The sequence below is a fragment of the Streptomyces sp. NPDC008092 genome, assembly GCF_042957285.1.
Taxonomy (GTDB): Bacteria; Actinomycetota; Actinomycetes; order Streptomycetales; family Streptomycetaceae; genus Streptomyces.
In genome coordinates this window covers 803,912-825,752 of record NZ_JBIBHY010000003.1, presented here as the reverse complement: position 1 = coordinate 825,752, position 21,841 = coordinate 803,912, and the positions used below count along the sequence as shown (strand labels likewise).

Below are 21,841 nucleotides of genomic sequence, written 5' to 3'. Positions count from 1 at the left end.
CAGCCCCAACGAATACGAACACCGACACCACACCGCTAAACTCACGCTCGCCGCGTGATCAATAACCGCGTGCCCACCTTCACGGGGGAAGGCCCGATCCCTCGCGAGATGGCACTACGCATCCTGGCCAAACTGACCGAGCTAGAGGGCGATCCACTCGGCTTCAACACCACCGCACTCGTGTCCCAGCCGGAGCGCCGCCGCCTCCGAGTCGGCGACTACCGCGTCGTCTACACGATCGACAACGGTGAGCTCGTAGTGTGGGTCGTCCACGTCGGGCATCGCTCCACCGTTTACGACACCTGATCCCAACTGATCCAGCGCCCGACCATGCAGCACAGGTCCGACACGGACAGACCTCTCGGATGGAGCCTTCTGCGCATACGGAGATCACTCCATCCCAATACTCCGTTCCCACTGAGCACTGTTCCAAAGCGACGTGATGACAGGAACCATGTGCTCAGGATCCTGATAAGGAGCCATCTCCGACAGCGCTCTAACAAACTTATGCAGCATGCTGAGAGAGAAATTTTCAGGCTGCATAAAGTTCTTGCGCAGCGTCTCACGCGTGTTCGGTCTGAGGCCCATGGCAACGACAGCCTCGGCGAAGGTTGGCGTGCCGGCATCGACATACAGAAAGTACAGGCAGCGCCCTAGATTCTTTCTGGCGCCCAGGAAATCCGCATGGGGCGGCCCCCACGGCCTCCTGGAAGAGTTAGTCGGCTGAGTGGCGTAGGCCGAAACTGCCTGCTTTACGGCGTCTTCGTGATCTGCAAACGCACGAGTTACATCGTCGCCGCAGTCAACCGGCGCTCCATCTGTAGCGTCAGCCGCCCCAGCACATTCAGCACTATCACTAGACACATCCTCCTGCTCTCCGATTGCCGCTTCATCCCACAGCATGTGGAACCGAGCCACTTCAGACTCAGCCTCCAAGCCAGCAATATCCTGAGCAAGGATCAGAACGATCAGCGCGAGGAAACCCCAGTCGGGGAGCACCGGCTTTGAGAACAGGTCGTGGACGCGCCCGTGACTACCGATCCCGTTGGTCCTACGGGCCAGTTCACGCGTTGACGGAAAACCAGCCTTCCGATGCAGCACATGTAGTTCTTCACTCAGCCCTCGCATGGGCCCATCCGACAACTCCGGCACCTTCAGCCCTGCCACAGCCCCCCTCCGGCGCGATCCTCGCCCACTTTGCTTAACACGCGTCTGATCCCGTCCAGTGACGTCTGATGTTGTCCAACGCTGTCCAGAACTGTCAAAACCGCGCGCACAGCGGGTCACTCTCGATGGGCCAACATCGAGTGAGAGGACGCGACATGGCTCTGCAGCGACTGCTAATCGAGGGCCTGCTCACTCAGCTACCTGCAACCCTGATCACTGCCGGCTTGACAGCTGCGGCCAGTTGGGCGGTACGCCGCTGGCGACGCCGAAGGGCAGGAGAGCAGACGACCGATCAGGTCACACCGATCCCACCAGTAAGGTTGAGCGATGGTGACTGAGCGTCAGAAGATCCAGCACCGATCCAGCACGGGATGGGCGAAGGGGCCAACCCCCGGAGGAGTCGGCCCCTTCTGAGCTGCATGTTTGCCACGTCACCGACGTGGTGTTATTTCATCAACTCACACATTGAAGCGGAACTCCACCACGTCCCCGTCCTGCATCACGTAGTCCTTGCCCTCCATCCGCGCCTTGCCCTTGGCGCGGGCCTCGGGTACCGAGCCGGTTTCGACCAGGTCGGTGAAGGAGATGACCTCGGCCTTGATGAAGCCCTTCTGGAAGTCGGTGTGGATCACGCCGGCCGCCTCGGGGGCCGTGGCGCCCTTCTTGATGGTCCAGGCGCGGGATTCCTTGGGGCCGGCCGTGAGGTAGGTCTGGAGGCCGAGGGTGTCGAAGCCGACGCGGGCGAGGGTGGCCAGGCCGGGTTCCGCGGCGCCCACCGACTCCAGGAGCTCCAGGGCGTCCTCCTCGTCGAGTTCGGCGAGGTCCTGCTCCAGCTTGGCGTTGAGGAAGATCGCCTCGGCGGGGGCGACCAGGGCGCGCTGCTCGGTCTTGAAGTCCTCGTCGAGCAGTTCGTCCTCGTCGACGTTGAAGACGTAGAGGAACGGCTTGGTGGTGAGGAGGTGGAGGTCGTGCAGGAGCTCGGCCCGCTCCGAGCCCTGGACGATGCCGTGGGCGAAGAGCGTGTCGCCCTTCTCCAGGATCTCCTTGGCCTCCTCGACCGCCTTGACCTTGGGGGCCACGTCCTTCTTGATCCGCGACTCCTTCTGGAGGCGGGGCAGGACCTTCTCGATGGTCTGGAGGTCGGCGAGGATCAGCTCGGTGTTGATCGTCTCGATGTCGTCCTTCGGCGAGACCTTGCCGTCGACGTGCACGACGTTCTCGTCCTTGAAGGCCCGGATGACCTGGCAGATCGCGTCGGACTCACGGATGTTCGCGAGGAACTTGTTGCCCAGGCCCTCGCCCTCGGAGGCGCCGCGCACGATGCCCGCGATGTCGACGAAGTCGACCGTGGCCGGAAGGATGCGCTCCGACTTGAAGATCGACGCCAGTTTGGCCAGGCGGGCGTCGGGGACGCCGACGACACCCACGTTGGGCTCGATCGTGGCGAACGGGTAGTTGGCCGCGAGCACGTCGTTCTTGGTCAGGGCGTTGAACAGGGTCGACTTGCCGACATTCGGCAGGCCGACGATTCCGATCGTGAGCGACACGTTGCGACTTCCCGTAGTGAGTGGGTGAGTGAGCCGGGGGGGGCTGCCAGTGCCGGCGGGCCGGCCGATCCACCAGTTTACGGGGTTCGGGGCACCCTGCCGGCGCCCGCGTCGAACACCTGGCCAAGGTCCGCTCTTCGGCTTGGTTTCGGCGTGTCCGGGCTGCGATCGGGCACATAAACCGACCTAGGTTGGTCCGGTGGAGCATCACAGGACCCGACCCCGACAGCCCGGACCGCGTCGAGGCGGCCGCCCTGCGCCGCTGCCCCCGCAGGCCAGACCGCGGCCGGGGACGGCCCGGCGCCGGCCCGCTCCGGGAAGGCCGCGTCCGGCACCGGCGGCGGGGCCCGCGCGGCTGCCGAATCCACGGCTCACGGGGCTCGGCTGCGGCCTCTTCTGCGTGGCCGCGATGCTCGTGCTCGGCTTCCTGGACGACCTGCTCCTCGGGGCGTCCCTGACCGTGTACGGCGTGCTGTCCCTGCCGGTGTCCGCGCTGACCGCGCTGTGGGTGCGCGGGGGCGATCTGCTGACCGCCCCCGTCGTCATCCCGATCGCCTTCGCCATCGGGATGACGACCGTCGCCGACGACGGCGGCGGCGGATTCCTGGGCGGGGTGATGGGCCTGGTGACGGCCCTGTCCACGCAGGCGGGCTGGCTCTACGGCGGGACGCTGGTCGCCGGGGTGATCGTCGTCGTCCGCCGGATCCGGATGGTCCGGCGCCGCCGCAGAGCCTGACCACGGCCCGGGTGCCGTGGCGGCGCCTACTTGGCGTGGTGGGCCGCACGCATCGCCGCGCCCACGATCCCCGCGTTGTTCTGCAGCTGGGCCGGGACGATCTCGGCCTTGATGCCCTCGATGTACGGCAGGAACTTGTCGGCCTTGCGGCTCACCCCGCCGCCGATGATGAACAGGCTCGGGGTGAAGAGCATCTCGACGTGTGCCAGGTACTTGTTGACCCGGCCCGCCCACTGCTCCCAGCTGAGGTCGTGGTCCTCCTTGACCTTGCTGGACGCCTTCTTCTCCGCGTCGTGGCCGTCCAGTTCCAGGTGGCCCAGCTCGGTGTTGGGGACCAGCTCGCCGTCGACGAACAGGGCGCTGCCGATGCCGGTGCCGAAGGTGAGCAGGAGGACGACACCCTTGCGGCCCCGGCCGGCGCCGAACTCCATCTCGGCCACGCCGGCCGCGTCCGCGTCGTTGACCACGGTCACCGGGAGGCCGCCGAGCCGCTCGCTGAACAGGGTGCGCGCGTCGGCGTCGATCCAGCTCTTGTCGACGTTCGCCGCCGTACGGATGTGAGTGCCGTCGGTGATCACCCCGGGGAAGGTGAGCCCGACCGGGCCGCTCCACCCGAAGTGGTCGACCACCTGCTTGACCCCGTCGGCGACGCCGTCGGGCGTCGCCGGGTGCGGGGTGAGCACCTTGCACCGCTCCTGGGCCAGGTCGCCCTTGTCCAGGTCCACGGGAGCGCCCTTGATCCCGGAACCACCGATGTCCACGCCGAAGATCTGCATGGCTCCACGTTACGTCGTACGACTGACAGTCACGACGCCGGAGGACCGTACGGACGGACCGTACGGACGGACCCTACGGACGGACCGTACGGACGGCCCTTACGCCCCGGTGCCGGTGCCGCCGCGCTCGGCGACCAGGGTGGCCGCCTCTTCGCGAAGGTCGCGGCGGAGTTCCTTGGGGAGGGAGAAGGTGATGGACTCCTCGGCCGCCTTGACGATCTCGACGTCGCTGTAGCCGCGCTCGGCCAGGAACTCCAGGACCTGCTCGACCAGCACCTCGGGCACGGAGGCGCCGGAGGTCACGCCGACGGTCGTCACGCCCTCCAGCCAGGCCTCGTCGATCTCGCTGGCGAAGTCGACCAGGTACGCGTCGCGGGAGCCGGCCAGCTTGGCGACCTCGACGAGCCGCTTGGAGTTGGAGGAGTTGCGGGAGCCGACCACGATGACCAGTTCGGCCTCGGCGCCCATCTGCTTCACGGCGAGCTGGCGGTTCTGCGTGGCGTAGCAGATGTCGTCGCTGGGCGGCGAGATCAGCTGCGGGAACTTCTCCTTGAGGGCGTCGACGGTCTCCATCGTCTCGTCCACGGAGAGGGTGGTCTGGGAGAGCCAGACGACCTTGGACTCGTCGCGGACCTCGACCTTGGCGACGTCCGCCGGGCCGTCGACCAGCTGGATGTGGTCGGGGGCCTCGCCGGAGGTGCCGATGACCTCCTCGTGGCCCTCGTGGCCGATCAGGAGGATGTCGTAGTCCTCGTTGGCGAAGCGGACGGCTTCCTTGTGGACCTTGGTGACCAGCGGGCAGGTCGCGTCGATGGTGGCGAGGCGGCCGCGCTCGGCCTCCTCGTGGACGACAGGGGCGACGCCGTGCGCGGAGAACATCACGATGTTCCCCGGCGGGACCTCCTCGGTCCGCTCGACGAAGATCGCGCCCTTCTTCTCCAGGGTCTGCACGACGTACTTGTTGTGGACGATCTCGTGCCGGACATAGATCGGGGCCCCGTACTGCTCCAGGGCCTTCTCGACGGCGATCACGGCGCGGTCCACACCCGCGCAGTAGCCACGGGGGGCGGCGAGCAGGACACGGCGGCCAGGCGAAGCAGTCATGGCACCCATCGTAAGGCCGCGTTCGGGGGGTCAAAGATCGCGCCCGGGTGACGATCCCGGGGAGACTGGCGGAAGACACGGAAGACCGGGGGTGCGCGGGACGTACGACGAGGCGTGCGGCGAGACGTACGGCAGGACGTACGGCGGGGCGTACGGCGGGACATGCAGCGGGACGTGCGGCCGCGGGAGGCGCTGGTGTCCGAGAGCGGTACGGCGACGGCGCCCCCGCCCGGGGCGGACGAACGGCACCGGCTGCGGCGCAGCCTCGGCTTCCGGGACCTGGTGGTCTACGGGCTGCTGTTCATCGCCCCGATGGCGCCGGTCGGCGTCTTCGGCACCCTGGACGCCAGGTCGCACGGCGCGGTGGCGCTCGTCTACGTCGTCGCCACGGTGGCGATGGCGTTCACCGCGTTCAGCTACGCGCAGATGGTGCGGGTGGTCCCGCTGGCGGGGTCCGTGTTCGCCTACGCGCGCGTGGCGCTCGGGAGGGAGGCCGGGTTCGTCGCGGGGTGGATGGCGATGCTGGACTACCTGCTGATCCCGGCGGTGGCCTACCTCTTCTCGGGGATCGCGATGAACGCGCTGGTGCCGGAGGTCCCGCCGTGGGCCTGGACGGCGCCAGCCGTGGTCGTGACGACGCTGCTGAACCTGTGGGGGGTGCGGGCGGCCGCCGTCGCCGGCTTTCTGGTCCTCGCCCTGGAGATCGCGGTCCTGCTGGTGTTCGTGGTGTCGGCCGTCGTCGTCCTCGCGCGCGACGGGGCGCGGCGCGGGCTGTGGTCGCCGTTCGCGGGGGACGGGTCGCAGGGGGCGTTCGCGCTGCCGGCGGTGATCGGGGCGGCCTCGGGGGCGGCGCAGGTGGTGGGGGCGGTGTGGCTCGGGGTGGGGGGTGGGGGCGCTGGTCGTGCAGCGCAGGGCCGGCGCCTCGGCCTGAACGGCCTCGTCCTCGCTGCCGGACCGGGCTGGCGGGAGCTGTCAGTGCACGCCGTTACTCTCGGCGCATGGCTTTGAACACGTCCGCTGACGCTCCCGTGCCCGTCGGGGAGATCTCCCGGCTCATCGGGGGGTGGATCGACCGGCTCGGGGCCGTCTGGGTCGAGGGGCAGATCACCCAGCTGTCGCGGCGGCCGGGCGCGGGGGTCGTGTTCCTGACGTTGCGGGATCCGTCGCACGACATCTCGATCGGCGTGACCTGTTACCGGCAGGTGTTCGACGCGGTGGCCGACGTGGTCGGCGAGGGGGCCCGGGTCGTCGTGCACGCGAAGCCGGAGTGGTACGCGCCGCGTGGGCAGCTGTCCCTGCGGGCCGCCGAGATAAGGCCGGTGGGGGTCGGGGAGCTGCTGGCGCGGCTGGAGATGCTCAAGAAGGCGCTGGCCGCGGAGGGGCTGTTCGCCGCCGAGCGGAAGAAGCCGTTGCCGTTTCTGCCGCAGCTGATCGGGCTGGTGTGCGGGCGGGCCTCGGCCGCCGAGCGGGACGTGCTGGAGAACGCCCGGCACCGGTGGCCGGCGGTGCGCTTCGAGGTGCGGAACGTGCCGGTGCAGGGCGTGCACGCGGTGCCGCAGGTCGTGCAGGCCGTGAAGGAGCTGGACGCGCTCGACGAGGTGGACGTGATCATCGTCGCGCGCGGCGGCGGCAGCGTGGAGGATCTGCTGCCGTTCTCCGACGAGCAGCTGGTGCGCACCGTCGCCGAGTGCCGTACGCCCGTGGTGTCCGCCATCGGGCACGAGCCGGACAACCCGCTGCTCGACTACGTGGCCGACCTGCGTGCCTCCACGCCCACCGACGCGGCCAAGCGGGTCGTCCCGGATGTCGGGGAGGAGCTGGAGCGGGTGCGGATGCTGCGGGACCGGGGGCGGCGGTGCGTAGACGCGCTGGTGGCGCGGGAGGAGCGGGGGCTGGCGCACGCGCTCGCGCGGCCGGCCATGGAGGATCCGCACCGGATGGTCGACGAACGCGCCGATCACGTCGCCTCGCTGGTCGACCGGTCGCGGCGCACCCTCGGGCATCTGCTCGACCGCGCCGACTCCGAGCTGACGCACACGCACGCGCGCGTGGTGGCCCTCTCCCCCGCCGCCACGCTGAAGCGCGGTTACGCCGTGCTGCAGAAGGGCGACGGTCACGTGGTGCGGGACCCGGGGGACGTCGAGCCGGGTGAGGCGTTGCGGGCGCGGGTCGCCGAGGGGGAGTTCACGGTGCGGGCCGACGGCTGACGGCACCGTGTCGCAGGAGTCGATGAGAAAGGTCAGTGCATGAGCAGCAGGACGGAAGAGGCCGCCCTCTCCTACGAGCAGGCGCGGGACGAGCTGATCGAGACCGTGCGGCGGCTGGAGGCCGGCGGGACGAGCCTTGAGGAGTCGCTCGCGCTCTGGGAGCGGGGCGAGGAGCTGGCCAAGGTGTGCCGGCGGTGGCTGGAGGGGGCGCGGGCCCGGCTGGACGCGACGCTGGCCGAGGGCGACGGGGCCGAGGGGGAAGGGGCCGAAGAGGACTGAGCGGGGCGGTCGGCGTGCGGCCCCTGTGAGGCGGATCACTACGGTCCGGTTTTTGTTGAACCTTGAACCTTCCCTGGCTTATCGTCGTGCCGTCAGCCTATCCGGACCACGGTCCGGATGTGAATCGCGACGCGACCCCCAGGAAGTTCAACCATGTCTCTCGTTCTCGACCCCACCGCTCAGGACCTGCTGTTCCGCGAGGCCCGCACCGCCAACACCTTCACCGACGAGCCGGTGACCGACGAGCAGGTACAGGCGATCTACGACCTGGTCAAGTACGGCCCGACCTCCATGAACCAGTCGCCGCTGCGCGTGGTCCTGGTCCGCTCCCCCGAGGCCCGCGAGCGCCTCGTGCAGCACATGGCCGAGGGCAACCAGAAGAAGACCGCCACCGCCCCGCTGGTCGCGATCCTCGCCGCGGACAACGAGTTCCACGAGGAGCTGCCGGAGCTCTTCCCGCACTTCCCGCAGGCCAAGGACGCCGTCTTCGGCGACCGCGCGGTGCGCGAGGGCAGCGCGGCCCTGAACGCCGCCCTGCAGGCCGCCTACTTCATCATCGGCATCCGCGCCGCCGGCCTCGCCGCCGGCCCGATGACCGGCGTCGACTTCGCGGGCATCCAGAAGGAGTTCCTGGACGACGACCACACCCCGTTCGTGGTCGTCAACATCGGCAGGCCCGGTCCGGACGCCTGGTTCCCGCGCTCCCCGCGCCTGGCCTACGACGACGTCGTCACGACCGTCTGAGTCCCGGCACGGATGCGCGAGAGGCCCCCGGCAACGGCGCCGGGGGCCTCTCGCGTTCGCGGGGCGCACGCGCGCGGGTCGCGTCGCCCGCGGGTCGCGTCGCCCGCGGGTCGCGTCGCCCGCGTCAGGACGTCTTCAGGGCCGCCGCCATCTTCGTCAGCTCGGCGAAGGAGGCCGTGCCGGCCACCACCGTGGTCGAGCCGGAGGTGCCGTCCAGCACCAGCGCGTGGTAGCGGCCGCCGGTGTAGTGCGTCCAGGTGCGGTCGCCGATCGTCTCGGTCGTCTTCGTGGCCGACGCGCCCTGGCTGGCGTCGTCGATGAAGTCCGCGCGCTTCTGAGTCGACTGCTCGATCTGGACGTACTGACCGTCGGGGGTCTGGTAGCCGAGATGCCAGCGGTCCCCGGCCTCGCCCTGGAAGCGGACCGAGGTGGCCTTCCAGGTGCCGGGCAGGCCCTCCGGCGCGGCCACCGGGTAGCTCGCCGCGCGCCGTGCCGTCAGCAGCTCGACCCGGTAGTCGACCCGCTGGATGTCGGGAGCGTGATCGTCGTGCGGGACGAGCAGGTAGATGAAGCCCGCCGCCAGACCGATCAGGGCCAGGGAGAGAATCATGTCCCGGACCGTCTTCTGCTTGCCGTTCGTGCCTGCCACGTCCCCTATCGTCGCAGGTGCCCGCTGCGCTCATCCGTGGGGTCCCCTGCTCATTTTGTCAGCCTGGCGATAGAGTCGACGGGAAACCCTCATCCGGCCGTCGTCGTATCAGAAAGGTGCGCTCCGATGACCGAGAATCATCATCATCTGCCGTCCGAACTCGATGTCCCCTCCGAGGCCCCCGACCGCAACCTCGCCCTGGAACTCGTCCGGGTCACCGAGGCCGCCGCGATGGCCGCGGGACGCTGGGTCGGCCGCGGCGACAAGAACGGCGCCGACGGCGCCGCGGTGCGCGCCATGCGGACCCTCGTCTCCACCGTGTCGATGAACGGCGTGGTCGTCATCGGCGAGGGCGAGAAGGACGAGGCCCCGATGCTCTTCAACGGGGAGCGCATCGGTGACGGCACCGGGCCCGAGGTCGACATCGCCGTCGACCCCATCGACGGGACGACGCTGACCGCGAAGGGCATGCCCAACGCGATCGCCGTGCTGGCCGCGGCCGAGCGCGGGGCCATGTTCGACCCGTCCGCCGTCTTCTACATGGACAAGCTGGTCACGGGCCCGGAGGCGGCGGACTTCGTCGACATCGACGCGCCCGTCTCCGTCAACATCCGGCGGGTCGCCAAGGCGAAGCGCGCCACCCCGGAGGACGTGACCGTCGTCATCCTCGACCGGCCGCGGCACGAAGGGATCATCAAGGAGATCCGGGAGGCCGGCGCGCGCATCAAGCTGATCTCCGACGGTGACGTCGCCGGATCGATCTACGCGCTGCGCGAGGGCACCGGCGTCGACATGCTGCTCGGCATCGGCGGCACGCCCGAGGGCATCATCTCGGCGTGCGCGGTGAAGTGCCTGGGCGGCACCATCCAGGGCAAGCTGTGGCCCAAGGACGACGAGGAGCGGCAGCGGGCGATCGACGCCGGGCACGACCTGGACCGGGTGCTGACCACCGAGGACCTGGTGACCGGGGAGAACGTGTTCTTCGTCGCGACCGGCATCACCGACGGTGAGCTGCTGCGCGGTGTGCGGTACCGGTCGGAGACCGCGCTGACCGAGTCGATCGTGATGCGGTCGAAGTCGGGGACGGTGCGGCGGATCGACTCCGAGCACCGGCTGCGCAAGCTGCGCGCCTACAGCACGGTCGATTTCGACAAGGCGAAGTAGCGCCCAGGGGGAGGGGGCTGCCGGCCGTACGCGGCTGCAGGTGCGATGTGGCTGGTCGCGCCCACGCGGCGGCAGCCGCACATCGGCACAGCCCCGCGCCCCTTCGGGGCGCTGAACCTCGGGGCGTTGAAAAGTGTCCCCAGGCAGTGCGAAAGGCGCCCTCTGTGCGGAGAGGGCGCCTTTTCGTCAGCCTGCCTGCGCTATGCGGTTCGCCGCTGCCGCCCGCGCCGCCTTTTTCAGCTCCATGTCGCGGCGCCTGCGGCGGGCCAGGACCACGCGGCGCTCCGCTGCCGTGAGGCCGCCCCAGACGCCGTAGGGCTCGGGCTGGAGCAGCGCGTGTTCCCGGCACTCGACCATCACCGGGCAGCGGGCACAGACCCGCTTGGCCGCCTCCTCCCGGGACAGCCGGGCGGCGGTGGGTTCCTTGGAGGGTGCGAAGAACAGGCCTGCCTCGTCGCGCCGGCACACCGCCTCGGTGTGCCAGGGGGCGTCTTGGTCCCTGTCCCGCACTGGCACCCGCTGGGCCGGTACGGCAGCTACCTGCAGGGACGAATGCGGCGGTTGCAGCACGGGTCTACTCCTGACGACGGCTTCGCGAGCGAGAGACGATGCAGCAAGGCCTACCCGCTGTGCGCGGGCCTATGCACAGCGTCCTCAACAGCCGTAGCCCGGCGGCTTGTTCACGACCCCCGGGGCCGGTGGGCAAGGAGTGATTCGCGACCGTCAACGGTCCAGGTGTTTGCGCAACTTCCGGTCGACCTTGTCCTGAACCCGGTCCAGGATGTCCGCGACGAGCTTTCCGCGCTTCGGCCGCGCCTCCACGTTGCCGAGGACGGCCCAGCCGTCGACGTAGACGACCGGCGCGTCGGAGTCGACCGAATCCAGCGTGTCCGCCTCGAAGTTGCCGAGCACACCGCCGCCGGTACCGCGCAGCGACACGTTCTCCGGGACGCGGATCTGGATGTCGCCGAAGACCGAGATCGCCTTGATGACGACCTGCTGGTACTCGAAGATCGCCTCGGTGAGGTCCAGTTCGATGGAGCCGAAGACGGCGTAGGCGTGCAGCCGGCGGCCGGCCCGCCAGCGGCCGCGGCGGCGGGCGCTGCTGAAGACCGCCACCACGTTGCTGTCCGCCTCGACGGGGATCGCGCCGGGCGTCGGCCGCGGCGGCACCGGCGTGTAGGCCGGGGCGGCCGGGCCGGCGTGGGCCGCGGGCAGGTCCCGTATGAAGACCTCCAGCTCACCGACCGTCTTGGCGTTCAGCACCCCCTCCACGCGCTCGGCGTGCTCGTCGGCGGTCAGGCGCCCCTCGGCGAGGGCCTCCCGCAGGATGTCGGCGACACGGTCACGGTCGGCGTCCGAGGCGCGCAGCTCGGCCACCGGCGCTCCGGCACGCTCCTGAGGGGTCTGCTTCTGAAGGTCCACGGCAGCAGCGTACCCAAACGCGATAGATCGCGACTACCCCTGGTCGCGACCTGTGGAAAACCCGTGGAAAACCCGCACCGCTCCCGAACTGAGCCTTACCTCACAGGCTCCCCGTCAGCGGCAGGTTCTACGCTGGACAGCGCCCGCCAGCGTCGGCGGGCGGCCGTCCGTCAGAGTGAGGAATGGGCTGAGATGCCTGAGTTCGCGTATACCGATCTGCTCCCCCAGGGCGAGGACACCACCCCGTACCGGCTGGTGACCTCGGAAGGCGTGTCCACCGTCGAGGGACCGGACGGGCGGACGTTCCTCAAGGTGGAGCCGGAGGCGCTGCGCAAGCTGGCGGAAGAGGCCGTCCACGACATCCAGCACTACCTGCGCCCGGCCCACCTCGCCCAGCTGCGCCGGATCATCGACGACCCCGAGGCGTCGAACAACGACAAGTTCGTCGCGCTCGACCTGCTGAAGAACGCCAACATCGCGGCGGCCGGCGTGCTGCCGATGTGCCAGGACACCGGCACGGCGATCGTCATGGGCAAGCGCGGGCAGAACGTGCTGACCGAGGGCGGCGACGAGGCGGCGCTGAGCCGCGGCATCTACGACGCGTACCTGAACCTCAACCTGCGCTACTCGCAGATGGCCCCGCTCACCATGTGGGACGAGAAGAACACGGGGTCGAACCTCCCCGCCCAGATCGAGCTGTACGCCACCGACGGCGGTGCCTACAAGTTCCTCTTCATGGCGAAGGGCGGCGGCTCCGCCAACAAGTCGTTCCTCTACCAGGAGACGAAGGCCGTCCTCAACGAGGCCTCCATGATGAAGTTCCTGGAGGAGAAGATCCGTTCGCTCGGTACCGCGGCCTGCCCGCCGTACCACCTGGCGATCGTCGTCGGCGGCACGAGCGCCGAGTACGCGCTGAAGACCGCCAAGTACGCCTCCGCGCACTACCTGGACGAGATCCCGGCCGAGGGCTCGGAGCTCGGGCACGGCTTCCGGGACAAGGACCTGGAGCAGAAGGTCTTCGAGCTGACCCAGAAGATCGGCATCGGCGCGCAGTTCGGTGGCAAGTACTTCTGCCACGACGTGCGCGTGGTGCGGCTGCCGCGGCACGGCGCGTCCTGCCCGGTCGCGATCGCGGTCTCCTGCTCGGCGGACCGCCAGGCGGTCGCGAAGATCACCGCCGAGGGCGTCTTCCTGGAGCAGCTGGAGACGGACCCGGCGCGGTTCCTGCCGGAGACGACCGAAGAGCACCTCGACGAGTCCTCCGACGTGGTCGAGATCGACCTCAACCAGCCGATGGACACGATCCTCGCCGAGCTGACCAAGTACCCGGTCAAGACCCGGCTCTCGCTCAGCGGCCCGCTGGTCGTGGCGCGTGACATCGCGCACGCCAAGATCAAGGAGCGGCTGGACGCGGGCGAGGAGATGCCGCAGTACCTGAAGGACCACCCGGTGTACTACGCGGGCCCCGCGAAGACCCCCGAGGGCTACGCCTCCGGGTCCTTCGGCCCGACGACGGCCGGCCGCATGGACTCCTACGTGGAGCAGTTCCAGGCCGCCGGGGGCTCCAAGGTGATGCTCGCCAAGGGCAACCGCAGCAAGCAGGTGACCGCCGCGTGCGAGGCGCACGGCGGCTTCTACCTCGGCTCCATCGGCGGGCCGGCCGCCCGCCTCGCCCAGGACTGCATCAAGAAGGTCGAGGTCGTCGAGTACGAGGAGCTCGGCATGGAGGCCGTCTGGAAGATCGAGGTCGAGGATTTCCCGGCGTTCGTCGTCGTCGACGACAAGGGCAACGACTTCTTCCAGGACCCGGCTCCGCAGCCGACGTTCACCAGCATTCCGGTCCGGGGGCCCGGGCTGGCGTAGGGCCTTCGGGGCGGCGGTGGAGGGATGTCGCCCCCGCCGCCCCTACCCGTCCCGTCCTTCCAGGGGGTGGGCCCCCTTCGACCGCCCGTTCCGGGGGCTGCCGCCCCCGGACCCCCGCTTCGGCCTGAACGGCCTCGTCCTCAATCGCCGGACGGGCTGAAGAACGGGGGTACGGGCCGAGGCGGGTGTCAGTCCGGGATGCAGCCGAACCAGTTCACCGTGTCGCCGTCCTTGGTGTAGCCCATGCATCTGACGGTCTCGTCGTGCAGCTTCTCGGTGTGGTCGACCGGGCCGTTCGCGTAGTCCGTCGTGTGGTGGGGCTGTGCCAGGTCGTCGATCGCGACGCGGTACCAGGGGCGCTCCCGGGACGGCAGGGTGCAGCCGTGGCTGGTCATGTTGCGGCTGGGGTCGCCGCTCCAGACGGGCCGTTCGGCGCGGGCGCAGTGGGCCCGGTGGGCGCCGCCGGCGGCACCGGCGGCACCGGCGGTGCCGGCTCCCGTGGCCAGGAGGGCCGCCGCGCCTATGGACACCGCCGCGAGGGCGCCGAGCAGACCCTTGGGAGTGAAGTTCATCGAGTGGTCCTCCTGCCAGCCGTGGTGACGGCAGGGAGTCGCCCTGCCATCTTGGGGTGATCGTCACATTTATCCGCGATGTCCCGCCTGCCGGGCGGAGGAGCCGTCCCCCGACCCGGTGACTTCGGTGGTGCCAATGCAGCAGGCGCCCGGAACAACCACCGCGCCCCGATCGCTGACAAAGGCATGAGCGACTACCGCATCGAACACGACTCCATGGGCGAGGTCCGGGTCCCCGTGCACGCCAAGTGGCGGGCCCAGACCCAACGGGCCGTCGAGAACTTCCCCGTCTCCGGGCAGCGGATCGAGCGCGCGCACATCGAGGCGCTGGCCCGGATCAAGGGCGCGGCGGCCAAGGTGAACGCCGAGCTGGGGGTGGTCGACAAGGACATCGCCCGGGCGATCCAGGAGGCGGCCGAGGAGGTCGCCGAGGGGAAGTGGGACGAGCACTTCCCGGTCGACGTGTTCCAGACCGGGTCCGGGACGTCGTCGAACATGAACACCAACGAGGTGATCGCGACGCTGGCGACCGAGCGGCTCGGACGGGACGTCCACCCCAACGACCACGTGAACGCCTCGCAGTCGTCCAACGACGTGTTCCCGTCGTCCATCCACATCGCCGCCACCGCCGCCGTCACCCGGGATCTGATTCCGGCCCTGGAGCACCTCGCCGACTCGCTCACCAGGAAGTCCGAGGAGTTCGCCGACGTCGTGAAGTCCGGGCGGACGCATCTGATGGACGCGACGCCGGTCACGCTGGGGCAGGAGTTCGGGGGGTACGCGACGCAGGTGCGGTACGGCGTCGAGCGGCTGCGGGCCTCGCTGCCCCGGCTCGCGGAGCTGCCGCTCGGGGGGACGGCGGTGGGCACCGGGATCAACACGCCGCCCGGGTTCTCCGCCGCCGTGATCGAGGAGGTCGCCCGGGTCACCGGGCTGCCGGTCACGGAGGCCCGCGACCACTTCGAGGCGCAGGGCGCCCGGGACGGGATCGTGGAGACCAGCGGGCAGCTGCGGACCGTCGCGGTCGGGCTGACGAAGATCGCCAACGACCTGCGGTGGATGTCCTCGGGGCCGCGCACCGGGCTGGCCGAGATCTCGCTGCCGGACCTGCAGCCGGGGTCCTCCATCATGCCGGGGAAGGTCAACCCGGTCGTTCCCGAGGCGGTGTTGATGGTGGCCGCGCAGGTCATCGGCAACGACCAGACCATCGCCGTGGCCGGCGCCGCCGGGAACTTCGAGCTCAACGTGATGCTGCCGGTCATCGGGAAGAACGTGCTGGAGTCGGTCCGGCTGCTCGCCAACGTGTCGCGGCTGCTGGCCGACCGGACCGTGGACGGGATCACCGCGCACCGCGAGCGGGCGCGGGAGTACGCCGAGTCGTCGCCGTCCGTGGTCACGCCGCTCAACAAGTACATCGGGTACGAGGAGGCCGCCAAGGTGGCCAAGAAGGCGCTCGCGGAACGTAAGACGATCCGCCAGGTGGTGATCGAGGGCGGGTACGTCGAGCGCGGCGACCTGACCGTCGGGCAGCTGGACGAGGCGCTGGATGTCCTGCGGATGACACGGCCGTAACCGCGTGCGAACGTTTCGCGCCGCCCGGCCAGAACCGTGACGTCCGCCGCAGCGTCGTATGCCTACGGCACCTAATATCTGTGCATGGCAGACGGTGGAGCGGTGAGACGCGTGATGCGCGGGGAAACGGGCGGTGCGACCGGGCACGGCGACGGGTCCGGCTTCTGGGTTCCCGGGAGCCAGATCCTCTGGCGGTACCGGGAGAACGCCGGGCACGGCTTCCACATCGCGCGCCCCGTCACCGTCGTCCGGGACGACGAGGAGCTGCTCGCAGTCTGGCTGGCCCCCGGCACCGAGTGCGTCAGGCCGGTGCTCGCCGACGGCTCGTCGGTCGGCGAGGAGCCGCTGGAGTCCCGCTACACCAAGCCCCGGTCCGTCACGCACGGCCACTGGCGCGGCACCGGCGTCCTGAAGCTGGCCCGGCCCGGTCAGCCCTGGTCGGTGTGGCTGTTCTGGGAGCCGGGCTGGCAGTTCAAGAACTGGTACGTCAACCTTGAGCAGCCGCTGGCCCGCTGGGGCGGCGGAGTGGACTCGGAGGACTACTTTCTGGACATCTCCGTGCACCCGGACCGCAGTTGGCGGTGGCTCGACGAGGACGAGTTCGCGCAGGCCCAGCGGGACGGGCTGATGGACGCGGAGACGGCCGCGGCGGTGCGGACGGCGGGCCTGGCCGCGGTGGCCGCCGTCGAGGCCTGGGAGGCGCCGTTCTCGGCCGGCTGGCAGCACTGGCGCCCGGACCCGTCCTGGGCGGTACCGTCACTGCCGGAGGACTGGGACCGTACGCCCGCGCACGTGTCCTCATGAGACCCTTGATGCGCCCCCGGTCCACAACCGTAGGATCGTCCTCCGCAAGGAAGCGTGCGCACAACTCCCGGCCCATGCGCCGGGCTTGACCGAACGTCACCGAGGGGCGGCAGGACGTGAGCGAGGGGTACGAGGGCAACACCGGCGAGCGGCGCGCGGGCCGCAGATCGTTCGCCGGTGGCACAGGAACAGCCTCCAGCCACGCCGAAATTCCGTTCCTGGGACACCTGATCCGGGTATCGGCACTTCGGCGGGACCACCTGCGCGCCCGGCGCGCAGCCCCGGACGGACGGATTCGACACGCGTGACGGAGCACCCCACCTCCTACGAGCGCCCACAGCCGGGCGCCGACCCCGCGGAGGCCCGCGGGGCGCTCCTGCGTACCCCGCAGCCGCAGCTGCAGGCACAGGGACAACCGCAGCCCTGCCCGCGCGGCGGCACCGCCTTACCGGCACAGGCCCGCGCGGGCGAGACGCCCTCCGGTCCCGGTACCAGCACGTCCGAGGAGCACTCCGTCAACGGCCCCGAGCACGCCCAGCCGACCAGCGCTGAGCCCGATCCGCACCGGCCGCGCCCCGCCCCGGAGGGCATCCCGCCGCAGCCCGGCGCCGAGCCGGAGCGGGCGGTGGGCTCCCAGGAGCGCCGTACCGGACGCGGGCTGCCGCCCGGCCGGCCGATGCCGATGCGGCGCGACGGCGACCGGCTGCGCTTCGTGGGCGCCGCGACCCGCCGGATCGCCCGCGGCATCGACCTGGACGAGATCGTGATGGGGCTGTGCCGGGCGACCGTGCCGACCTTCTCGGACGCGATCCTGGTCTACCTGCGCGACCCGCTGCCGGTCGGCGACGAACGGCCCGTCGGCCCGGTGGTGCTGCGGCTGCGCCGCACCGACCGGATCCCGGAGGAGCGGGACACCGACGGCGGCTTCCTGCCGGTACCGGTCCCGGAGCCGGATCCGGCCGACATCGGCCTGGCCGCGCTCACCGCGGAGCTGTGCGAGGTACGGCCGGGCGGCGCGCTGAACGAGGTGCTGCGGGGCGTACGGCCGGTTTTCGCCGACTCCCCGGCGGCACGCGCCGCGCTGCCCGAACTCCTCGGCGAGGGCAACGAGTCGCACGTCCCCGGCGCCCAGCACGCGATCCTCGCCCCGCTGCGCGGCCGGCGCCGGGTGATCGGCGCGGCCCTGTTCCTGCGCCGCCCGGAGCGGCTGGCGTTCGAGGCCGACGACCTGCTGGTCGCCGCCCAGCTGGCCACGCACAGCGCGCTCGGCATCGACAAGGCGGTGCTGTACGGCCGGGAGGCCTACATCGCCGACGAGCTGCAGCGGACCATGCTGCCGGAGAACCTGCCGAGCGCCACGGGCGTGCGGCTGGCGTCCCGCTACCTGCCGGCCGCCGAGACCGCCCGGGTGGGCGGCGACTGGTACGACGCGATCCCGCTGCCCGGGAGCCGGGTGGCGCTGGTCGTGGGTGACGTCATGGGCCACTCGATGACGTCGGCGGCCATCATGGGCCAGCTGCGGACGACCGCGCAGACGCTGGCGGGCCTCGACCTGCCGCCGCAGGAGGTCCTGCACCACCTCGACGAACAGGCCCAGCGACTGGGCAGCGACCGGATGGCGACCTGCCTGTACGCCGTCTACGACCCGGTCTCGCACCGCATCACCATCGCCAACGCCGGCCATCCGCCGCCGGTGCTGCTGCACCTGGGCGGCCACGCCGAGGTGCTGCGGGTGCCGGCCGGGGCGCCGATCGGCGTCGGCGGGGTCGACTTCGAGGCGGTGGAGCTGGACGCGCCGGCCGGGGCGACGCTGCTGCTGTACACCGACGGTCTGGTGGAGTCCCGGCTGCGGGACGTGTGGACCGGCATAGAGCAGCTGCGCGAGAAGCTCGCCGCGACCGCGCAGTTGACGGGGCCGGATCATCCGCCGCCGCTCGAAGCGCTGTGCGACGAGGTGCTCGACATGCTCGGGCCGGGTGACCGCGACGACGACATCGCGCTGCTCGCGGCCCGGTTCGACGGGATCGCGCCGAGCGACGTCGCGTACTGGTTCCTGGAGCCGGAGGACGCGGCGCCGGGGCGGGCCCGGCGGCTGGCGCGCAGGGCGCTGGCCCGCTGGGGGCTCGAGGAACTCACCGACTCCGTCGAGCTGCTGGTCAGCGAGGTCGTCACGAACGCGGTGCGGTACGCGTCGCGGCCGGTGACGCTGCGGTTGCTGCGGACGGATGTGCTGCGGTGCGAGGTCGGCGACGACGTGCCCCAGCTGCCGCGGCTGCGGCAGGCCCGGGCGACGGACGAGGGCGGCCGGGGGCTGTACCTGGTGAACCGGCTGGCGCGGCGGTGGGGGGCGACGCGGCTCAGCACCGGGAAGGTCGTCTGGTTCGAGCTGAACCGATAGGCCCGTAGGGCCGGAGGCCGATGGGGAACTGCGGGCCGGTGGGGGCTGGTCGCGCAGTTCCCCGCGCCCCTTCAGGGGCGCTGCCGTTAGCGCCCCTGAAGCTCCCGCACCCGGCGGCGTGCCGGATGCGGGGGCCCGGCTACTGCTGCTCGTCCGCCGGATCCAGCGGGTTGTCCGTGCTGCCGTCCGTCGGGGACTCCGACGGGGTCGACGGTGCGCTGGTCGTCGGCGCCGGGGACTTCGTCGGGGTCTGGGACGGAGTCTGGGACGGGGTCTGCGACGGGCTCGCGGACTTCGTCGGGGTCTGGGAGGGGGTCTGCGAGGGCGTCTCGGACGGGCTCTCGCTGAAGCTCGGCGTGTCCGTCGGCTTCACGGCCGCGCCCAGCTCGGTGTTCAGGTCGAACTTGGCCTTCTTCGTGACGCCGAAGGTGTACGCCGCCCAGATCTGCGCCGGGTAGCCGCCACCGTTGATGCGGCCGGTGCCGGGGATGAGGCCCGTGGCGCCGGTCAGCGAGACCTGTGCGCCGTTCTTCTTGGCCTCGCCGAACAGACCGACCGAGGTCACCAGGTCGGGCGTGTAGCCGGTGAACCAGGCCGACTTGTTGCTGTCGGAGGTACCCGTCTTGCCGGCCACCTGCTGGCCCTTGCGCAGCGGGTTCTGGGCCACCGACACCTTGGCCGTACCGTCGTCGACCACACCGGTCAGCACCGACGTCACCTGGTCGGCCGCCTCACGGTTGATCACCTGCTCGCCGATCGGGTCCGGCAGGTCGACCTTGCGGCCGGTCTTCTCCGCCGACGCGAGGATCGACGGGGTGACCTTCTGGCCGTGGTTGTCGAGCGTGGCGTAGACCGAGGCCATCTCCAGCGGGCTCGCGCCCATGCTGCCCAGGGTCATCGCGGGCACCGCCTGCAGGTTCTCGGTGTCCAGGCCGAGGTCGTCGGCGGTCTGCAGCACGTTCTTCATGCCGACGTCGACGCCCATCTGCGCGAACACCGAGTTGACGGACTTGTTCATCGCCGTCTGCACGGTGATGTTGCCGTAGTCGGCGTCGTCCTCGTTCGGCGGCGAGAAGGCGATGTCGCTGCCCTTGACCGCACGGCCGCTGGTGCCGTCGTAGATCGTGTTGGCGTTGATGTCCTTGCCGTCCTGCGTCTTGGCGTCCCGGTCGAGCGCGGAGGCGAGGATGATCGGCTTGAAGGTGGACGCGGGCTGGTAGTCGGCGCGGGTGGCGTTGTTCGTGTAGTGCTTGTAGTAGTCGACGCCGCCGTACAGGGCGAGGATCTTGCCGGTCTTGGGGTCGACGGAGACGGCACCGGCCTGGACGTTGTCGTCGACCTTGCGCTTCTTGCCGTCGAGCTTGCTGGTGAGCTGGCTCTTGACGGCCGCCTCCAGCTTGGCCTGCTTCTTCGGGTCGATGTTCAGGGTGATCGTCCACCCCTGGTCGACCACCAGGGCCTCGGCGTCGGACCGGCTGATGTTCTGCGCCTTCATCAGCTGGTTCTCCAGCTGGGTGTTGGCCAGGTCGACCAGGTAGCCCTTCTGGCCCTCCAGACCGGACGCGGCCTTCGGCTCCTTGGGGATCGGGAACTTCATGGCGTCGCGCTTGGACTTGTCCAGCCACTTCTGGCCGACCATGTTGTCCAGGACGTAGTTCCAGCGTTCCTGGACCAGTTTCTTGCCGATGGGGCCCGCCACCGCCCAGTCGTACTGGCTCGGCGCCTGCAGCAGCGCGGCCAGGTAGGCGCCCTGCTCGACCGAGAGCTTGTCGGCGTCGACCCGGTAGTAGGCCTGGGCGGCGGCCTGGATGCCGTAGGCGCCGCGGCCGTAGTAGCTGGTGTTGATGTAGCCGGCGAGGATGTCGTCCTTGGACTTCTCGCGGTCCACCTTCAGCGAGATGACCAGTTCCTTCAGCTTGCGGGTGACGGTCTGGTCCTGGTCGAGGTAGTAGTTCTTGACGTACTGCTGGGTGATGGTCGACCCGCCCTGGGTGCCGCGGCCCCTCGCGGTGTTGTAGAGGCCGCGGGCCATGCCCCTGAGGTCGATGCCGTTGTCGTTGTAGAAGGTCTTGTTCTCCGCCGCGACGAAGGTGTGCTGGACGTCCTTGGGGACCTTGGAGAGGTCCACGATCTCGCGGTTGACGGTGCCCTTGCGGGCCAGGATCGAGCCGTCGCTGTACTTGTAGACGTTGCTCTGCGTCTGTGCGAGCGCGTTGCCCTCGGGGATGCTCACCATCATGTACAGCGCGATGAAGGCGCCGATGCCCAGCAGGCAGAAGGTGAAGAACGCGCCGAGCATCTTCTTCCAGGTGAACAGCCTGCGTATGCGGCCCTTGGCGGGCTTGCCCGGCGCACCGGGCCTGCCGGGCGGACCGGACTTGCCCGGCTTCCGGCCGGCGGCCCGGCGGCGCTCGGCGCGGGTGGCGCCCTCGGCGTCCGAGGCGGCCGGCGCGGCCGGCGACTCGACCGTCGTGGTGGTCCCGCCCTCCGCCGTCGCCGGCGTCTCGGGCCCGGCCTGCTGGGACGTGCGGTTCCGGGGCGCGGCGCGGCGTCCGCCACGCTGTCGCGCTCTTCTCTCGTCCGCTCGTCCCATGAGTCCGTCTGCTCCGCTTCGTCTCGGCTGTCACACGTGTGTACGGGTGTCACACAGGTACGTGGCTCAGGTCAGTCCAGAAAACTAACACCGCTCTCTATGACAGAGGACGCACGATCTGCCCTTTTTCGGACGTGACAATCAGCACCCCCACCCAACGGAACCGACGAGCGGAGAAGGCCGAGGGTTGCCCGGAACCGCCGAGTGATATCACTTCGATCACATAAAGCCGGCCGGGATT

Annotated in this window: 19 protein-coding genes and 1 pseudogene; 11 read left to right on the top strand and 9 right to left on the bottom strand. The window is 70.1% G+C overall.

Annotated elements, in window-relative coordinates; genetic code table 11:
- Window positions 1-54: 54 nt before the first annotated feature.
- Window positions 55-306, top strand: coding sequence for a type II toxin-antitoxin system RelE/ParE family toxin (locus ACFZB3_RS13085; RefSeq protein WP_391373985.1), 252 nt, complete (start codon window positions 55-57; stop codon window positions 304-306).
- 84 nt (window positions 307-390) lie between these two features.
- Here ACFZB3_RS13085 and ACFZB3_RS13080 read toward each other — a convergent pair whose 3' ends face one another.
- Window positions 391-1,167: a hypothetical protein gene (locus ACFZB3_RS13080; protein WP_391373982.1), complete on the bottom strand. Its 777-nt coding sequence runs from the start codon at window positions 1,165-1,167 to the stop codon at window positions 391-393.
- Window positions 1,168-1,625: 458 nt separating this feature from the next.
- Entirely contained in the window at window positions 1,626-2,714 is a 1,089-nt protein-coding gene (gene ychF, locus ACFZB3_RS13075) for a redox-regulated ATPase YchF (protein ID WP_391373979.1), read from the bottom strand.
- Window positions 2,715-2,913: 199 nt separating this feature from the next.
- Here ychF and ACFZB3_RS13070 point away from each other — a divergent pair, with 199 nt between their 5' ends.
- Window positions 2,914-3,450 (top strand): DUF6542 domain-containing protein, encoded by a 537-nt coding sequence (locus ACFZB3_RS13070; RefSeq protein WP_391373976.1) that lies wholly within the window; start codon window positions 2,914-2,916, stop codon window positions 3,448-3,450.
- Between the two features lie 26 nt (window positions 3,451-3,476).
- Here ACFZB3_RS13070 and ppgK read toward each other — a convergent pair whose 3' ends face one another.
- On the bottom strand, window positions 3,477-4,226 hold the full coding sequence (gene ppgK / locus ACFZB3_RS13065) for a polyphosphate--glucose phosphotransferase (protein WP_391373974.1): 750 nt from the start codon (window positions 4,224-4,226) through the stop codon (window positions 3,477-3,479).
- Between the two features lie 99 nt (window positions 4,227-4,325).
- Window positions 4,326-5,339, bottom strand: a complete 1,014-nt coding sequence (locus ACFZB3_RS13060) for a 4-hydroxy-3-methylbut-2-enyl diphosphate reductase (protein WP_391373972.1) — start codon at window positions 5,337-5,339, stop codon at window positions 4,326-4,328.
- 153 nt (window positions 5,340-5,492) lie between these two features.
- Between ACFZB3_RS13060 and ACFZB3_RS13055 the strand changes: the two are divergent.
- From ACFZB3_RS13055 to ACFZB3_RS13040, 4 genes and pseudogenes are all read left to right on the top strand, one after another.
- Window positions 5,493-6,179, top strand: a pseudogene (locus tag ACFZB3_RS13055) (APC family permease); the annotation flags it as partial.
- Window positions 6,180-6,328: 149 nt separating this feature from the next.
- The gene (gene xseA, locus ACFZB3_RS13050; protein WP_391373969.1) at window positions 6,329-7,537 is read left to right on the top strand and encodes an exodeoxyribonuclease VII large subunit; all 1,209 of its coding nucleotides are present in this window, start codon (window positions 6,329-6,331) and stop codon (window positions 7,535-7,537) included.
- A 39-nt stretch (window positions 7,538-7,576) separates the two neighbouring features.
- Entirely contained in the window at window positions 7,577-7,816 is a 240-nt protein-coding gene (locus tag ACFZB3_RS13045; protein WP_391373967.1) for an exodeoxyribonuclease VII small subunit, read from the top strand.
- Between the two features lie 153 nt (window positions 7,817-7,969).
- The gene (locus ACFZB3_RS13040) at window positions 7,970-8,560 is read left to right on the top strand and encodes a malonic semialdehyde reductase (protein WP_391373964.1); all 591 of its coding nucleotides are present in this window, start codon (window positions 7,970-7,972) and stop codon (window positions 8,558-8,560) included.
- A gap of 124 nt (window positions 8,561-8,684) precedes the next feature.
- Here ACFZB3_RS13040 and ACFZB3_RS13035 read toward each other — a convergent pair whose 3' ends face one another.
- Window positions 8,685-9,209 carry a DUF4245 family protein gene (locus tag ACFZB3_RS13035; protein ID WP_391373962.1) on the bottom strand — a complete coding sequence of 175 codons (525 nt, stop codon included), beginning with the start codon at window positions 9,207-9,209 and terminating at the stop codon, window positions 8,685-8,687.
- A 126-nt stretch (window positions 9,210-9,335) separates the two neighbouring features.
- Between ACFZB3_RS13035 and glpX the strand changes: the two genes are divergently transcribed.
- Window positions 9,336-10,373, top strand: a complete 1,038-nt coding sequence (gene glpX / locus ACFZB3_RS13030) for a class II fructose-bisphosphatase (protein ID WP_391373958.1) — start codon at window positions 9,336-9,338, stop codon at window positions 10,371-10,373.
- Window positions 10,374-10,559: 186 nt separating this feature from the next.
- On the opposite strand, the gene ACFZB3_RS13025 is transcribed toward glpX, so the two are convergent.
- Together ACFZB3_RS13025 and ACFZB3_RS13020 are read right to left on the bottom strand one after the other, a co-directional pair.
- A complete protein-coding gene (locus tag ACFZB3_RS13025; protein ID WP_089099070.1) occupies window positions 10,560-10,943 on the bottom strand; it encodes a WhiB family transcriptional regulator in 384 nt (127 codons plus the stop codon).
- A 153-nt stretch (window positions 10,944-11,096) separates the two neighbouring features.
- The gene (locus ACFZB3_RS13020; RefSeq protein WP_391373954.1) at window positions 11,097-11,798 is read right to left on the bottom strand and encodes a DUF1707 domain-containing protein; all 702 of its coding nucleotides are present in this window, start codon (window positions 11,796-11,798) and stop codon (window positions 11,097-11,099) included.
- Between the two features lie 192 nt (window positions 11,799-11,990).
- Between ACFZB3_RS13020 and ACFZB3_RS13015 the strand changes: the two genes are divergently transcribed.
- Complete coding sequence (locus tag ACFZB3_RS13015; protein WP_391373952.1) at window positions 11,991-13,661, top strand: FumA C-terminus/TtdB family hydratase beta subunit; 1,671 nt, start codon at window positions 11,991-11,993, stop codon at window positions 13,659-13,661.
- 188 nt (window positions 13,662-13,849) lie between these two features.
- On the opposite strand, the gene ACFZB3_RS13010 is transcribed toward ACFZB3_RS13015, so the two are convergent.
- Window positions 13,850-14,233, bottom strand: coding sequence for a hypothetical protein (locus ACFZB3_RS13010; RefSeq protein WP_391373950.1), 384 nt, complete (start codon window positions 14,231-14,233; stop codon window positions 13,850-13,852).
- Window positions 14,234-14,419: 186 nt separating this feature from the next.
- Between ACFZB3_RS13010 and ACFZB3_RS13005 the strand changes: the two genes are divergently transcribed.
- The 3 genes from ACFZB3_RS13005 (at window position 14,420) to ACFZB3_RS12995 (ending at window position 19,007) form a co-directional block, all read left to right on the top strand.
- On the top strand, window positions 14,420-15,805 hold the full coding sequence (locus ACFZB3_RS13005; RefSeq protein ID WP_391373947.1) for an aspartate ammonia-lyase: 1,386 nt from the start codon (window positions 14,420-14,422) through the stop codon (window positions 15,803-15,805).
- A gap of 84 nt (window positions 15,806-15,889) precedes the next feature.
- A complete protein-coding gene (locus tag ACFZB3_RS13000; RefSeq protein ID WP_391373944.1) occupies window positions 15,890-16,609 on the top strand; it encodes a DUF402 domain-containing protein in 720 nt (239 codons plus the stop codon).
- Window positions 16,610-16,913: 304 nt separating this feature from the next.
- The gene (locus ACFZB3_RS12995; protein WP_391373942.1) at window positions 16,914-19,007 is read left to right on the top strand and encodes a SpoIIE family protein phosphatase; all 2,094 of its coding nucleotides are present in this window, start codon (window positions 16,914-16,916) and stop codon (window positions 19,005-19,007) included.
- Between the two features lie 139 nt (window positions 19,008-19,146).
- On the opposite strand, the gene ACFZB3_RS12990 is transcribed toward ACFZB3_RS12995, so the two are convergent.
- On the bottom strand, window positions 19,147-21,600 hold the full coding sequence (locus ACFZB3_RS12990) for a transglycosylase domain-containing protein (protein ID WP_391373939.1): 2,454 nt from the start codon (window positions 21,598-21,600) through the stop codon (window positions 19,147-19,149).
- Window positions 21,601-21,841 lie beyond the last annotated feature (241 nt).

Excerpts from the sequence above, each read along its gene's own strand:
- ACFZB3_RS13005 (WP_391373947.1), top strand. The coding sequence starts at position 14,420 with ATGAGCGACTACCGCATCGAACACGACTCCATGGGCGAGGTCCGGGTC.
- ACFZB3_RS12990 (WP_391373939.1), bottom strand. The coding sequence starts at position 21,600 with ATGGGACGAGCGGACGAGAGAAGAGCGCGACAGCGTGGCGGACGCCGC.
- ACFZB3_RS13010 (WP_391373950.1), bottom strand. The coding sequence starts at position 14,233 with ATGAACTTCACTCCCAAGGGTCTGCTCGGCGCCCTCGCGGCGGTGTCC.
- ppgK (WP_391373974.1), bottom strand. The coding sequence starts at position 4,226 with ATGCAGATCTTCGGCGTGGACATCGGTGGTTCCGGGATCAAGGGCGCT.
- xseA (WP_391373969.1), top strand. The coding sequence starts at position 6,329 with ATGGCTTTGAACACGTCCGCTGACGCTCCCGTGCCCGTCGGGGAGATC.
- ACFZB3_RS13000 (WP_391373944.1), top strand. The coding sequence starts at position 15,890 with ATGGCAGACGGTGGAGCGGTGAGACGCGTGATGCGCGGGGAAACGGGC.
- ACFZB3_RS13040 (WP_391373964.1), top strand. The coding sequence starts at position 7,970 with ATGTCTCTCGTTCTCGACCCCACCGCTCAGGACCTGCTGTTCCGCGAG.
- ACFZB3_RS13060 (WP_391373972.1), bottom strand. The coding sequence starts at position 5,339 with ATGGGTGCCATGACTGCTTCGCCTGGCCGCCGTGTCCTGCTCGCCGCC.
- ACFZB3_RS13045 (WP_391373967.1), top strand. The coding sequence starts at position 7,577 with ATGAGCAGCAGGACGGAAGAGGCCGCCCTCTCCTACGAGCAGGCGCGG.
- ACFZB3_RS13015 (WP_391373952.1), top strand. The coding sequence starts at position 11,991 with ATGCCTGAGTTCGCGTATACCGATCTGCTCCCCCAGGGCGAGGACACC.
- glpX (WP_391373958.1), top strand. The coding sequence starts at position 9,336 with ATGACCGAGAATCATCATCATCTGCCGTCCGAACTCGATGTCCCCTCC.